4 protein-coding genes are annotated in these 15,706 nt (G+C 73.4%); 2 read left to right on the plus strand and 2 right to left on the minus strand.

The features are described 5' to 3' along the window. Together PV419_RS52250 and PV419_RS52255 are read left to right on the plus strand one after the other, a co-directional pair. The coding region (locus PV419_RS52250) for a type I polyketide synthase (protein WP_319701141.1) at nt 1-3,057 on the plus strand (3,057 nt) is incomplete at its 5' end. A 13-nt stretch (nt 3,058-3,070) separates the two neighbouring features. Beyond that, on the plus strand, nt 3,071-4,063 hold the full coding sequence (locus PV419_RS52255) for a spirocyclase AveC family protein (RefSeq protein WP_319701142.1): 993 nt from the start codon (nt 3,071-3,073) through the stop codon (nt 4,061-4,063). A gap of 56 nt (nt 4,064-4,119) precedes the next feature. Here the strand turns inward: PV419_RS52255 and PV419_RS52260 are convergent, their stop codons facing one another. Next, nucleotides 4,120-5,499 carry a cytochrome P450 gene (locus PV419_RS52260; RefSeq protein ID WP_319701143.1) on the minus strand — a complete coding sequence of 460 codons (1,380 nt, stop codon included), beginning with the start codon at nt 5,497-5,499 and terminating at the stop codon, nt 4,120-4,122. 75 nt (nt 5,500-5,574) lie between these two features. After that, the coding region (locus PV419_RS52265; protein WP_415925574.1) for an SDR family NAD(P)-dependent oxidoreductase at nt 5,575-15,706 on the minus strand (10,132 nt) is incomplete at its 5' end.

The following is a 15,706-nucleotide window of genomic DNA, read 5'->3' on the forward strand; positions in this document are numbered from 1 at the left end:
TTCCAACACCAACGCTACTGGCTCAACACCCCCACCCAGACAGGGGACGCGGCAGCCATCGGCCTGGACCCCGCGCATCACCCACTGCTGGGCGCGGCGATTCCGCTCGCGGACAGCGACGGACACCTCTTCACCGGCCGACTCTCCTTGCGTACGCACCCCTGGCTGGCAGACCACGCCGTCGCCGGCGTCGCGCTTCTGCCCGGCACGGCGCTTCTGGACATCGCCCTACAGGCGGGGGAGCGCGTCGGGTGTCGACATGTCGAGGAACTCACACTGCATGAGCCCCTTCTCCTCCCGCAGCGTGGCGGGGTCGCTCTGCAGATCGGTGTCGGGGCGCCGGAAGGCGAGGGGCGGCGGGAGTTCGCCGCCTACGCGCGGAGCCACGACGACGTCTCAGGTTCGGAGAACGCACAGGGCTCGGGAGATTCGGAAGGCGCGGAGGGCGCGGGCCATCGATGGACACGGCATGCCACAGGCACGCTGAGCAGCGGTCCCTCCTCCCCCACCACCCCCTCCGCGGCGGCAGCCGGATCCATTGCTGATGTGTGGCCTCCGGACGGCGCCGGTGCGCTGGACCTCGACGGGCTGTACGAGCGGCTGGCGGGGGCGGAATTGGTCTACGGGCCCGCGTTCCAAGGGCTGCGCGCCGCCTGGCTCCAGGGCTCGGACATCTTCGCCGAGGTGCGGCTGCCCGAACCGCAGGCTCGTGACGCCGGCCGGTTCGGCATCCATCCCGCCCTCCTGGACGCGGCGCTGCACACCCTCGGCCTCGATCAGGCTCTCGGCGGGACCGAGGACAACGGCGAGGACGAGGGGAGCGCGGATGCACCGGACGGGCAGCAGCCGGCTCGGCTGCCGTTCGTCTGGCGCGGGGTGACGCTGCACCGCGGGGGCGGTGAGGTGCTGCGGGTGCGGATCTCGCCGGGGCCCGGCCGTGGAGTGGTGGCCATCGAGGTGGCTGACGAGTCGGGGCGGCCGGTGGCCTCCGTCGACGCGCTCGTGCTGCGGCCGGTGTCAGCGGGCGAGGTACGGGCCGCCCACTCGGAGCATCACGAGTCGCTGTTCGGCTTGGAATGGCCCACCGTGGCATTGCCCGCCCCAGGCCCCTCCCCCTCGGGTCACTCTCCTTCCGATCCCTTGTCCTCCGCCGTCGTCGGCACCGATCCGTGCGGGCTCGCATACCGGCGCCATGACGACTGGGCAGCGCTGCTCAGCGCCATGGAGGCCGATGGCGCCCCGGAGGTGATCGTCGTTCCCTGCGGCGGGGACGAGGAGGGTGACAGTGCGGGCGGCGCGGCCGTGCACACGGCCGTGTGTCACGCGCTGCACCTGCTGCGGTCCTGGCTCGGCGACGACCGGTTCGCGGACAGTCGGCTGGTCGTACTGACGCGTGGGGCGGTCGCCCCCCGCCGGGAGGACGACGTCACAGATCTGCCCGGCGCGGCGGTGTGGGGCCTGGTCCGCTCGGCGCAGTCCGAGAACCCGGGCCGGATCACCCTGGTGGACTGGGATGGACACGGCTCCTTGGCCCAGGTGCTGCCCACGGCGCTGGCCTGCGGTGAGCCCCAGCTGGCCGTACGCGAAGGAAAGGTGTGCGCACCGCGGTTGGTGCGGGTGCCACGGCAGGAGCGGCACCGGTCAGCCGACGGATCGGCTGGCGGGTCAGCTGACGGCTCGCCATGGGCACTCGATCGGGCAGGGACCGTGCTGATCACGGGCGGCACCGGAGTGCTGGGTGGGCTGATCGCCCGCCACCTCGTTATGGCGCACGGTGTGCGGCAGCTGCTGCTGGTCGGCCGTCGCGGCGTACGGGCCGAGGGCGTACAGGCCCTGGCGGCCGAGCTCGAGGCGCTCGGCGCGACGGTGACCGTCGCCGCCTGCGATGCCGCCGACCGCGAGGCGCTGGCCACCTTGCTGGGCCGCGTCCCCGAACAGCATCCGCTGACCGCCGTGGTCCATGCCGCCGGGGTGCTCGACGACGGCACGATCCCCTCACTGACCCCCGAGCGGATCGACACCGTCTTCCGCGCCAAGGTCACCCCGGCGCTGCTCCTGCACGAGCTCACGCGCGACGCGGACCTGGCCGCCTTTGTGATGTTCTCCTCCGCGGCATCCGTGCTCGGTTCGCCGGGCCAGGGCAACTACGCGGCGGCCAACGCCGTACTGGACGCGCTGGCCCGGCACCGCCGGGCCCACGGGTGGCCCGCGACGTCCCTGGCCTGGGGGCTGTGGGCGCAGGGCAGCGGGATGACACGCCATCTGGACGGCACCGACCACGCCCGGATCAGCCGGGGCGGGATGGCGCCGCTGGCCACCGAGGAGGCCTTTGCCCTCTTTGACGCTTCGCCGGCGGCCGGGGAGCCGTTCCTCGTTCCGGCCCGGTTCGAGTTCGGCGCGCTGCGCTCGCGGGCGACCACTGCCGGGGTGCCGGCGCTGCTGCGGGGGCTCGTCCCGGCCTCCGCCCGCCCCGGCGCGGCCGACCGGGGCGAAGCGCCGGACGCGGGCGTGTCGCTCCGCGAGCGCCTCGCCCGGTGCGGTGGCAAGGAGCAGCAGGGCATCCTCACTCGTCTCGTGCGGTCCCACGCCGCCGCGGTGATCGGCCACGCGGGGATCGAGGCGGTGGCGGAGCGGCGTGCCTTCCGGGAGCTGGGCTTCGACTCGCTGACCGCCGTCGAGCTGCGCAACCGGCTCACCGCCGCCACTGGCCTGCGGTTGCCCGCGACGCTCGCGTTCGACTTTCCGACCCCGACGGCGCTCGCGGAGCATGTGCGTGCCCTGTTGCTGCCGACGAACGGGAACGGCGCCGGGGTGGCCCAGACCTCGGATCCCGGCGAGGAGGAGCTGCGAGCCGCCGTGGCGTCCATTCCGCTCGGCAGGCTCCGGGAGGCCGGGCTGCTGCACGCGCTGCTGGAGCTCGCCGAGGTCCCTGGTGGCGTCGGGGCCGCTGTCGTCCCCGACGCCCGTTCCGCGGACGGCCCCGGCGCGATCGACGAGATGGACGTCGACAGTCTCATCGGCCTGGCACATGGCGACCAGCCCGGCTCGGACTCGTAGTAAGGAGCGATACATGACCGATCTCGTCGATGAGGACCGGCCGGAGGCCGTCGACCAGGCCAATGCCATGCGCGGCCTGCGGGTGTTCACCCTTCCCGTGACACTGTGGGCGTGTGTCGGCACCCTGGTGCTGGGGCTTCAGGGGTACGTGTTCGCCTCCTGGCTCGCCGATGGCGGCTACCGCATCGAGAAGCGGCCCCCGGCCACGGGCGGTGGGGACCCGGAGCGGATCGCCGATGTGCTGATTCCACTGCTGTCCGCGGTGGGCGCGGTGGCCCTCGCGGTGTGTCTGTACCGGAGGTGTCGGGCCAGTGGACGGCTGAGGTTCGACGCGTTGCTCTTCATCGGGCTGCTGTCGGCCAGTTGGCAGAGCCCCTTGATGAACTGGATCAATCCGGTGCTCGCGTCGAACGTCAACGTGTTCGGAGCGGTCGCCTCGTGGGGGCCGTACGTGCCCGGTTGGCAAGGGGCGGGGGCCCACCAGGAAGCCGAGCTGCCGCTGGCGACCCTGAGCATCTGCATGACGGCCATGATGGTCGCCGTGGCCTGCGGCAAGGGCATGGGGCTGGCCGCCGCCCGGTGGCCAGGGCTGGGGCGGGCCCGGCTGATCGCGCTCGGCTTCCTGCTCGTCGTGCTCCTCGATGTCGCCGAGCCGCTGGTGTCCTTCGCGGGCGTCTCCGTGTGGACGCGGGCGGTGCCCGAGCTGACCGTCTGGAGTGGGCACTGGTATCAGTTCCCGCTGTATCAGATGGTGGCCTCGGCGCTCTTCGGCGCCGCACTGGGGGGCGTGCGCCACTTCCGTAACCGGCGGGGCGAGACCTGTCTGGAGTCCGGGGCGGCCCTCCTGCCGGAGGGCCTGAGGCCATGGGTCCGGCTGCTGGCGGTGGTGGGCGGGGCCAATATCAGCATCGCCCTCTACACCGGCACACACATCCTGTTCTCACTGCTCGACGGTGCTCCCCCGGACCGGCTCCCGGAGTTCTTCCGCCCGACGGCCGGCTACTGAGACCGCCGGCGGGCGTCCGCGCAGCCGATCGCGCAGGCGCCCGCGCGCCCGATGTGTCACCGGCTCACCTGCGGCGCCACACGCGGCGAGCTCTCCGCCTCGTCCGTGGTCCGGCTCCTGGGCTCCACGATCATACGGAGCCGCCGGGGGGCCACATGGGTGGCCTGGTGGGCTGCCCGGACACTGCGCCCGGGCACCGGGCGCAACCGCCATCGGGAGGCGATGACGGCGACGGCCACCGCGGTCTCTGTCTCGGTGAACGCGTCCCCGATGCACTTGTAGACGCCCCCCGAGAAAGGGACCCAGGCACCCTTCTTGACCCGCTTGGCGTTCCGCTCGAAGTCCCAGCGGTCGGGGTCGAACCGCTCGGGGTCCGGGTACCAGCGGGCGTCGTTCTGGAGGGCGTAGGCGCTGTACATGACCTCCGCCTCGGCGGGGAGTTCGTGGCCGCCGAGGCGCACCGGCTCTCGGGTGCGCCTGGCGCCGACCCATCCCGGGTACTTGCGCAGGGCCTCTTTGACGAGCCGCTGGGTGAAGACCAGCCGGGTGAGGTCCTGGGAGCGAGGGGGCCGGCCGTCGAGGACCGTGTCGAGCTCCTCGTGAAGCCGTCGTTCGAGGTCGGGGTTCCGGCCGAGCTCGTAGAAGACCCACGACGCGATGGCGGCCGGCCCGCCGATTCCGGTGATGGCGAGCCCCATGATCTCGTCGCGGATCTCCTCGTCGGTCAGGCCGGCGCCGGTGGCGTCCGTCGTCCGCAGCAGCGTCGAGAGCATGTCGCCGTGGTCCCGCCCTTCGGCGCGGTAGGCGGCGATGGTCTCCTCGATGACGGTTCGGGCCGGGGGCAGTTGCCGGTTCCCCGGGGTCGGCAGCCGTCGGTAGATGCCGGGCAGGATCGCGCTCATCCTGGCTACGGTCAGGATGGCGTTGCCGACTTTACGCAGCTCCGCCTCGGCGTGCGCGGCACCTCCGGAGAAGAACAACGACTTGGCGATCATGGCTGTGGCCAGCTCGGTCATGGCGGGCACCACATCCACCACGTCGTCCGCGGACCAGGAGTCGGCGGTCTCCGCGGCGGCGGCGCACATGGCGGCCACGTAACTGCCGAGCCGTTCCCGGTGGAAGCAGGGCTGCATCATGCGGCGCTGACGCCGGTGCGGCTCACCGGTCGTCGCGACCAGGATGGGTCCGATGAAGGCCAGCGCCTTGGCGTGCCCGGCGCCCCGTGTGTATCCGTGCGCGTCGGTCACCAGCATCGACCGCACCAGGTCCGGGTGGGTGGCCACATAGACGGGCTTGCGGCCGAGCCGGATTCTGACCAGGTCTCCGTGGTCGGCCAGGGAGGTCAGGAAGTCGAGCGGCCGACGGGCGAGTTGTGGCAGATGGCCCGCCACCGGCCACGAGCCCGGCGCATCGGGAACTGGGAGAGGGGCAGGCATCGCGGGACTCCTATCAGACTCGGCCGCTACCGGCGAAAATGAGGATAAGGAGCCTCCAACACCCCCAAGAAGCCCCTATCCACCCCAGCCTGCGATCTCCCGCAGCCACTGATCGACGTGTCGGGCAGTCGCGTCCGCGTGTTCCTCCAGCATGGTGAAGTGGTCCCCGGCCACCTCCAGGACCGTGTGCGGCACCCCCCAGACCGGCGGCGACTGTTCCCCGTCCCGGCCCCGGAGGAAGAGGGCAGGGGTGTCGATCCGCGGCGGTGTCCAGCCGGAGAAGATACGGAAGTAGCCGCCCATCGCGGTGAGCCGGGTGTAGTCCACATCGACGAATTCGGTGACCCGGTCAAAGATCTCGCTGGTCAGCGCGGAGGCGACGGGCGCGATCCCCTCGTCGGGCAGATAGGCGTCCATGGCCACGACCGCCTCGGGGAAGACCCCCAGGCCCTCCAGGTGGCTGGTCACGCTGTAGGTGAGCCAGCCGCCCGCGGAATGCCCGGCGACAGCGAAGGGCGCACCGTCGGTGAAGCGCAGGACGGCTTCGGCGAACATGTGGGTCACGGCGTTCACATCGGCCGGCAGGGGCTCGCCCACCAGGAAGCCCGGCGCGGGCGCGTACCAGACGTCGCGCAGCCCCTGCAGCGCGGAGGCGAAGCGTGAGTACTGGTACGCACTGGAGATCGCAGCCACGGTGGGGAGGCAGATCAGCACGGGCGGGGTGGGCTCGGCGGCTTCGCCTCGCGGCGTGGCGTCGTGTGCCGCGGCTTGGGCGAGCCGGACGAACTTCGGTGCCACCTCGCCCGAGCCGGCGCCGAAGGAGGGCCGGAAGACCGAGGCGGCCGACAACAGTTGCATGGCTTCCTGGATGCGTCCGGTGTCATGTCCGACCCAGAAGAGGGACTCGACGGTCGCTGCCGAGGGCCCTTCGCTGTGGGCCGGGTCACCATGGGCCGGATCGCGATGGGCCGGGCCGTACGCGCGCCGCGCCGCCGGCCGTGCCCCGGCGTCGGCGGCCTCGATGTCCAGCTGTTCTCCCATGTGGCGCGCCAGGGCGCCGGGGCTGGGGTGGTCGAAGACCAGTGTGGTGGCGAGGCGCAGGCCGGTGACAGCGCTGAGCCGGTTGCGCAGCTCCACCGCGGTGAGGGAGTCGAAGCCCAGCTCACGGAACTCGTCCCCGGCGTCAATGGTCGCGGCGGCGTCGTGGCCCAGCACAGCGGCAGTATGGGTACATACCAGCTCCAGGAGGGCGTCGGTACGCTCGGTGGTGCCGGGCAGGCCGGTGAGCCGTTCGCGCAGAGCTTCGGGTGTCTCGCCGGCCGTGCCGACGATGGCGTCGGCGGCCGTGGTGGCGATGGCCACCGCCCGGCGGGCGGGCGCCCGGACCAGGCCGCGCAGAATAGCCGGAAGCCCGCCGGCCGCGGCCTGGGCGCGCAGGGCCCGGAAGTCCAGAGGAGTGGCCAGCAGCACGGCCTCGTCGACCGTGCCGGCGGCGTCCAGGAGGGCGAGCCCTTGTTCGTCCATCAGCGGCGCCAGGCCACCCCGGGCCATACGCGCGCGGTCGGTGGCTCCGAGGCGCCCCGTCATACCGCTGTCCTGGGCCCACATCCCCCAGGCCAGGGACTGGCCCGGCAGGCCCAGCGCGCGCCGGTGGCGCATCAGCGCGTCGAGGAAGGCGTTGGCGGCCGTGTAGTTGCCCTGGCCGGGGCTGCCGAAACTGGCCGCGGCGGAGGAGAAGACGACGAAGGCGTCGAGTCCGGCGTCGCGGGTCAGCTCGTGCAGGTGCAGCGCGCCGATCGCCTTCGGTCCCAGTACAGCGTCCATGCGCTGTGCCGTCAGTGAGGTCAGGATGCCGTCGTCGACCACACCCGCCAGGTGGATCACCGCACGGAGCGGATGCCGGGCGGGAACGTCGCTCAGCAGCTCAGCGATCGCATGACGGTCAATCATGTCGCAAGCGCGGGCGGTGGCATCGGCGCCCAGGCGGGTCAGCTCGGCCAGCAGCTCGGGGACACCGTCCGCGTCCGGCCCACGGCGGCCGGCCAGCAACAGGTGACGTACGCCATGAGCGGTCACGAGGTGCCGGGCGACCAGTCGGCCCAGGACACCGGTGCCGCCGGTGATCAGCACCGTTCCGTCGGGGTCCCAGCGGCGTGGGGCGGCGGCGTCCGCGGGGGGCCGCGCGTCTTCGTGGTCCGCGGGCGGTGCGGTGACGGCGACGCGGCCCATGCGGGGTAGCTGAACCGTGCCGTCCCGGAGCGCGAACTGCGGTTCGCCGGCCAGCAGGGCCTCGGGCAGGGCCCGCTGGGAATCGGGCCGCCCGTCGGTGTCGGCCAGCACCAACCGGTCGGGGTGCTCGCTCTGTGCCGAGCGGACCAGCCCCCACACAGGGGCGTACGTCAGGTCGGGCACCCCGTCCGCCGGTGCCGCGGCGACGGCGCCGTGCGTGACGAGGGCCAGTCGACAGTCCGCGAAGCGTTCGTCGCCGAGCCAGCTCAGCAGCAGGTCCAGCGTGCCGTTGGCCGCCTGGCGCAGCGCGGCGGCGGTCGTGGCCGAGGTGGTGGGCCAGGTCGAGGTGGTGATGGTGGTCGAGGGGGTCGGGCCGAGGTGGTCACCGGACGGGCCCTGCCGACCGGTGTCCCGCGCCCGGCAGGAGAACACCACCAGGTCCGGGGGCAGGCCGCCCCGGGAGACGGCCTCGCCCAGCGTGGCCAGGTCGGGATACGTCCGCCACTCCGCCCCGGCCTCGTCCAGCGCTCCTGCCAGGCCCGGCACCTCGGGTCCGACGAGGGCCCATCGGCGCTGCCTCACCGGCGCGGCGGGGGCGGCGGACCGCGGTGTCCACTCCAGGCGGAACAGCGCTTCGTGGTACACGGTGCCTGCCGCCCGCAGCCGCTCGGCGGTGACCGGCCGGAAGGCCAGGGACCGGGCCTGGGCCACCAGCCGTCCCCCGCCATCCGTGGCCCGCAACGCGATGGTGTCCTGCGCCACGGGTGTCAGCCGGACCCGCAGCGCCGAGGCGCCGGCGACGCCCACCGTCACCCCGCCCCACGAGAACGGCAGTCGTCCGAGTTCTCGGGCACCCGGACCGGACCCGGTGTCCAGACCGAGCGCGACGGGGTGCAGCGCCGCGTCGAGCAGCGCCGGGTGCAGCGCGTACCGTGCGGCGTCCGCCGCGTGTTCCTCGTCCAGCGCGACCTCGGCGAAGAACTCGTCTCCGCGCCGCCAGGCAGCCCGTAGCCCCTGGAAGGCCGGCCCGTAGCCGAGACCCACGCCCGCCAGGTCGGCGTACCAGGTGGTCAGGTCCACGGGGGCGGCGTCCGGTGGCGGCCACGCCTCGGCCGTCTCGTGCTCCGCCGGGCCCGCCGGTCCGTCGAGGGGGTCGCCACCGCGGGTCAGCACCCCGGTGGCGTGGCAGGTCCAGGTCTGATCCGCCGCCGGGCGGGGGCCGTCGTCGGGGCGGGAGGAGAGAGTGAAGGGGCGTCGGCCTTCCGGGGTGGGCGCGCCGAGCAGGAGTTGGAGGACCACCGAACCGCGCTCCGGCAGCACCAGGGGTACCTGCAGGGCCAGCTCCTCCACGCTGTCGTAGCCGGCCTCGTCGCCCGCGCGGAGGGCCAACTCCAGGATCGCGGTGCCCGGGAGCAGCACGGTGTCGAAGATGGCGTGATCGGCCAGCCAGGGGTGGGTGTGCAGCGAGAGCCGCCCGGTGAACAGCAGCTCCTGGGAGCCCGCCAGTTCCACGGCGGAGCCGAGGAGCGGGTGGTCGGCGGCGCTCAGGCCGGCGGCCGACAGATCCACCGCCTGGCCATGGGGCCTGGGCCAGTAGCGGCGGCGGTCGAAGGCGTACGTCGGCAGCTCCACCCGGCGTCGGCCGACCGCCCCGGCCGGGTCCGGGCCGATGACCGCCGGCCAGTCGACGGTCACGCCGTGGACATGGATCCGGGCGAGGGCGGTGAGGAGGGTGTGGGCCTCGGGCCGGTCCGGGCGCAGCACCGGTGCCGACACGACCCGCCCGGCCGCGGGCCCGACGGCTGGGTCTGCGGCGGGCACTTCGGCGGGCTCTGTGGCCGGGCCACCTCCCGGGCCACCTCCCGGGCCACCTTCGAGGCCGCCTTCCGGGTCGTCCTGGGCGAGGGCGGACAGCGTGCCGTCCGGGCCCAGCTCCAGGAAGGTGCTGACGCCCTGCGCCCGCAGCCACGCCAGTCCGTCGTTGAACCGCACGGCGTGGCGGGCGTGCCGCACCCAGTACTCCGGGTCCGTCAGCTCGCCGGGACGGGCGAGTTCTCCGGTCAGGTTCGACACCAGACCGATGGCCGGTTCCGCGTACGTCAGCGAGGTGGCGACCTGGCGGAACGCGTCCAGCATCGGCTCCATCAGCGGGGAGTGGAACGCGTGGCCGACACGCAGCCGCCGGGTCTTGCGACCCTGCGCGGCGAACGCGACAGCCACGTCGTCGACCGCGCTCCGCTCCCCCGAGACCACCACCGCCCTGGGCCCGTTCACCGCCGCCACCGACACCAGCGCCTCGCGGCCCGCCAAGGCCTGCGCCACCTCGTCCTCGGTGGCCCGCAGCGCCACCATCGCCCCACCGGGCGGCAGCTGCTGCATCAGCCGACCGCGCGCGGCCACCAGCAGCGCGGCGTCCGGCAGGGTGAGAACCCCGGCGACGTGTGCGGCGGTCAGCTCGCCGAGGGAGTGGCCGATCAGGAAGTCGGGGCGTACGCCGAAGGACTCCAGCAGCCGGAACAGCGCCACTTCGACCGCGAACAGCGCCGACTGGGCGTAGCGGGTGCGGTCCAGCAGGGCGGCCTGGTCCGTGCCCGGCGCGGCGAACAGCAGCGGGCGCAGCGGCCGGTCCAGCCGGCCGTCCAGCTCGGTGAGCACCGTCTCCAGGGCCTGCGCGTACGCGGGGAAGGCTGCGGCCAACTCCCGGCCCATGCCGACGCGCTGAGTGCCCTGACCCGCGAAGAGCAGCGCGAGCCCGGGGTCGGATCCGGGCCGTGGCGAACCCACCACCAAGCCGGGTGCGGACACCTCGGCGGCGAGCGCGTCCAGCCCGCGTACGAAGCCCTCGCGGTCCTCGGCCACGACGACGGCGCGGCGCTCGAACACCGCCCGCTCGGTCACCAGTGCCCGCGCGACCTCCACGGGCCTCAGGCTCTCCTCCTCGGCGGCGAACTCCCGCAGCCGCTGTGCCTGCCCCCGCAGCGCACGCTCGGAGCGCGCCGACACCACCCATGGCACCACCGTGGGCACAGCCTGCGCCTGGTTCTCGTTCCGGGTGTCTTCCGCCCGGGTGTCTTCCCCGTCCTTCGACACGGGCGCCGGCGCCAGCTCCTCAGGAGCCTGTTCCAGGATGACGTGGGCGTTGGTGCCGCTGACCCCGAAGGAGGAGATCCCCGCGCGCCGGGGGTGTCCGTTCCGTGGCCAGGGCACCGGCTCGCTCAGCAGCCGCACCCGGCCTGAGGACCAGTCCACGTGGGGCGACGGGTCGTTGGCGTACAGGCTCGGTGGCAGCAGCTCGTGGTGGAGCGCCAGCACCATTTTGATCACCCCGGCGACCCCCGCCGCGGCCTGTGTGTGCCCGATGTTCGACTTCACCGACCCCAGCCACAACGGCCGGTCGGCAGGCCGGTCCTGGCCATACGTGGCGAGGATCGCCTGGGCCTCGATCGGATCACCCAGCGTCGTCCCCGTGCCGTGCCCCTCCACCGCGTCGATCCCGGTGGCGGGGATGTCGGCGTTGGCGAGGGCCTGGCGGATCACCCTTTGTTGCGCCGGGCCGTTGGGCGCGGTGAGCCCGTTGCTCGCCCCGTCCTGGTTCACCGCGCTGCCGCGTACGACCGCCACCACCCGATGCCCCAGGCGTCGCGCGTCGGAGAGGCGCTCCAGCAGCAGCACTCCGACGCCCTCGGACCAGCCGACCCCGTCGGCGGCGGCCGCGTACGCCTTGCACCGGCCGTCGGCGGCGAGACCGCGCTGGCGGGAGAACTCCAGGAAGGCGGCCGGTGTGGACATCACCGTCGCTCCGCCCGCAAGCGCCAGCGAGCACTCTCCCGACCGCAGCGACTGACACGCCAGGTGCAGCGCCACCAGCGACGAGGAACACGCCGTGTCCACCGTCACCGCGGGGCCCTCGAAGCCGAAGGTGTACGCGAGCCGGCCGGACAGCACGCTGCCGGAGACCCCGGTCAGCGCGTACCCTTCCAGCTCCGGCCCGCCCTGCCGCACCACCTCGGCGTAGTCCTGGAGCGCGAGCCCGGCGAACACGCCGGTTCGGCTGCCGCCCAGCGACCTCGGGTCGATCCCGGCCCGTTCCAGGGCCTCCCAGGAGGTCTCCAGCAACAGGCGTTGCTGCGGGTCCATGGCCAGGGCCTCGCGGGGGCTGATGCCGAAGAACCCCGCGTCGAAGTCCGCCGCGTCGTAGAGGAAACCGCCCGCTCGCGCGTACGAGGTGCCGGGGCGCTCCGGATCCGGGTCGTAGAGCGTTTCCACGTCCCAGCCCCGGTCGGCCGGAAACTCCGCGATGGCGTCCTCGCCCGAGGTCAACAGCTCCCAGAACTCCTCCGCGGAGCGGACACCACCGGGGAAACGGCACGCCATCCCCACCACGGCGATCGGCTCGTCCGTCCCCACCGTCTCGCGGGCCATCGGCGCGGGCCAGCCGGTTGCCGTCCCGCCGCCGAACAGCAGCTCCCGCACGCCGTGGGCGAGCGCGGCCGGGTTGGGGTAATCGAAGACGACTGTGGCGGGCAGCGGCAGGCCGGTGGCGATGTTCAGCCGGTTGCGCAGCTCCACGGCGGTCAGCGAGTCGAAACCCAGCTCGCGGAAGGCGCGCTCGGGCGGCACGGCCGCCGCCCCGTCATGCCCGAGCACGGCCGCCGCGTGCGTACGGACCAACTCGACGAGTGCCCGCAGCTGCTCGTCCACGGCCAGTCCGGCCAGCCGCGCGCGCAGCGCACCGACGGGCTCGCGACCACCGTCGCCTCGGGCGAGCTGCCAGGCCTCACGTGCCTCGGGGATCTCGCTGATCAGGGGGTCGAGCCGATCCTCAGGCGCAGTCGCGGCCGGGGTCGCGGTCTCGATCAGGCGCCGCCAGTCGATGTCGGCGACGGTCAGGCAGGTCTCGTCGTGGTCGAGCGCCTGTCCCAGCGCTTCCAGGGCGAGTCGCGGGTCCATGGCCGTCACGCCACGGCCGCTCCACCGCCGCGCCGCCTCGGCGACCTCTGTTCCGTTCTCTGCGGCGCAGTCGACAGCCCAGGGGCCCCATGCCATGGACAGCCCCGGCAGTCCCAGGCGGCGACGATGGCGCACCAGCGCCGCCGCCTCGGCACAGGCGCAAGCACCGTCTCCCGAGGTCCCGAGGGGCGGCGCGGCCGACGAGAACACCACGAACGCCGAAAGACCGGCGTCGCGCGTCAGCTCGTGCAGATTCCATGCGCCCGCGGTGCCGTCGTCACCCTGCGCCGTATGCACAACGGCACGCAGGGGATACTCCTCCGGGATGGCGGTCAGCAGTTCCGTCAGCGCTTGACGATCGGCCGGGTCGCACACCGCCGTCGTCACCCGGACCCCCGTCTCGGAGAGTTCGTCCACCATCCCGAACCCGAACCCGTCGCCGTCGCCGTCGCCGTCGCCGTCGAGGAGCAGGAGGTGTTCAGCGCCTCGAGCGGCCAGCCACCGGGCCGTGTGTGCGCCCGGCCCGCCCGCACCGCCGTTGATCAGTACGGTGCCTCCGGGCCGCCACGCCCGCTCCGCCACCGTCCCGGCCAACGGAGCCCGCACCAACCGGCGTACGAACACCCCCGATGTACGGACCGCACACTCTCGCTCGTCGCCGTGGAGGACCCCGATGAGCCCCTCGACGACCCTGCGATCCGGAGCGCCCGCCACATCGACCAGCCCGCCCCACACCTGCGGAGCCTCGAGGCCCACCGTCCGGGCCGCGTCCCACACCCGGGCCGACGCCCGGGACCCCGGCTCGTCCTCGCCGTCGAACGACACCGCGCCGCTCGTCACACACCACAGCCGAGCCCCCGCGCCCCGTTCGCCCAGAACACCCGGGTCGCCCAAGGCCCGTGTCAGAGCCGGCAGCAGTGACTGCGACGTCTCGTCATCCGCGATCAGCACCAGTCCCTTCACCGCGGGTTCGAGCCCCGATTCGGCCCGCAGCCGTTCGACCAGCGCCGCATGGTCGTCCGGTCCCGGCTCCGGGGGGACGCGCACCACGCGGGCGCCGGCCCGTTCCAGCTCCTCGACGACGGCCCGCCGCGCTCCGTCCGGCGCCACCACCAGCCAGCGTCCCATGAGCCCCCCCGCGCCACCGACCCCGGTCGGCCGCCACACCTCCCGATAGCACAAGCCATTCACCGTCTCGCGATCGCGGCACCCCTGCAGCCACGCCTCCAGGGCCTCCACCAACACCTCCAGCGACGCCCCCGCGCCCACCCCCAACAGCCGCCCCACGCCGGCGACATCGCCCCGCCGCACCGCTGCCCACAACGGCTCGTCAGCGCCTGACGCCGCGCCATCGCCCGCCGCCTCTCCGGGCGCGGGCTCCAGCCAGAACCGGTTCCCTTCGAAGGCATATGTGGGCAGGTCGACACCGCCCAGCCGACCGACGCCCGGCCCCACGACCGGGGACCAGTCCACCGCGCCACCGGAGACGAAGAGCCGCGCCACGGACGTCAGGAAGCGGCTCAGCCCTCCTTCGCCACGCCGCAGCGAGCCCAGCACCAGGGCGTCCGTAGCACCCAGCGTGTCAAGAGTCTCCTGCACACCGACCGAGACGGCCGGGTGCGGGCCGGACTCGATGAAGACCGTGTGGCCGTCCTCGACGAGCGCCCGGGTGGCGTCCTGGAAGCGCACCACCTGGCGCAGATTGCGGTACCAGTACTCGGCGTCGAGCCCGCTGCCGTCCATGCGCTCGCCGGTGACGGTGGAGTAGAGGGGGATGTCGCCGGTGCGGGGGCGGATCGGAGCGAGCAGGGTGAGCAGGCGCTCATGGATGGCCTCGACCTGCGGGGAGTGGGAGGCCCAGTCGACTTTGAGCTTACGCGCCCGGACGCCGTCCGCGGCCAGCTCCGCCAGCAGCGCGTCCACGGCTTCGGGTGTCCCGGAGACCACGGCGGAGCCCGCGCCGTTGACGGCCGCGACGCACAGCCGCCCGCCCCACGGCGCAAGGCGCGGCTCGAGTTCCGGGGCCGGCATGCCGACCGAGAGCATCGCGCCCCGCCCTGCCAGCGCGGACAGCGCCTGGCTGCGCAGTGCGGCGATCCGTGCGGCGTCCGCCAGCGACAGCGCACCGGCGACATACGCTGCGGCGATCTCTCCCTGGGAGTGGCCGGCCACCGCGTCGGGCCGCACACCGTACGACCGCCACAGCGCCGCCAGCGACACCATGACCGCGAAGAGCACCGGCTGGACCACATCCACCCGGTCCAGCGGCGGGGCGTCCGGCTCGCCCCGCACCACGTCACTGAGCGACCAGTCCACGTAGGGCGCGAGGGCTTCGGCGCACGCCGCCATATGCTCGGCGAATACGGGGGCGGTGTCCAAGAGTTCGGCGGCCATGCCCTCCCATTGGGTGCCCTGGCCGCCGAACATCATCGCGATCCTGCCCTGGGCGGCCGGGCCGGGCGGCCCCTCGACCAGTCCCGCAGCCGGAGCGCCGGTGGCCAGCGCGTCCAGACCGCGTACGAGCTGTTCGCGGTCCTCGGCCACGATCACGGCGCGGCGCTCGAACACCGCACGCTCGGTCACCAGCGCGCGGGCGACATCCGTGAGCCCTTCGCGGTCCGCGACAAACTCCCGCAGCCGCCGGGCCTGCCCCCGCAGCGCACCCTCCGAACGCGCCGAGATGACGCATGGCACCACCGGAGATTCGTCCGTGGGCTCACTCTCGACCACGGCCTCGTCCGGGGCCTGCTCCAGGATGATGTGCGCGTTGGTGCCGCTGACCCCGAAGGACGACACACCCGCCCGACGCGGCCGCCCGTTCTCCGGCCACGACACCGGCTCGCTCAGCAGCCGCACCCGCCCTGCCGACCAATCGACATGAGGCGTGGGGGTGTTCGCGTACAGGCTCGGTGGCAACAGGTCGTGCTGGAGCGCCAGCACCATCTTGATCACACCGGCGACCCCCGCCGCCGCCTGCGTATGCCCGATGTTCGACTTCACCGACCCCAGCCACAACGGCCGGTCCTCC

Origin of the sequence: Streptomyces sp. ME19-01-6, from assembly GCF_033793745.1 — a bacterium.
In the GTDB taxonomy this organism is placed as follows: Bacteria; Actinomycetota; Actinomycetes; order Streptomycetales; family Streptomycetaceae; genus Streptomyces.

Excerpts from the sequence above, each read along its gene's own strand:
- PV419_RS52255 (WP_319701142.1), top strand. The coding sequence starts at position 3,071 with ATGACCGATCTCGTCGATGAGGACCGGCCGGAGGCCGTCGACCAGGCC.
- PV419_RS52260 (WP_319701143.1), bottom strand. The coding sequence starts at position 5,499 with ATGCCTGCCCCTCTCCCAGTTCCCGATGCGCCGGGCTCGTGGCCGGTG.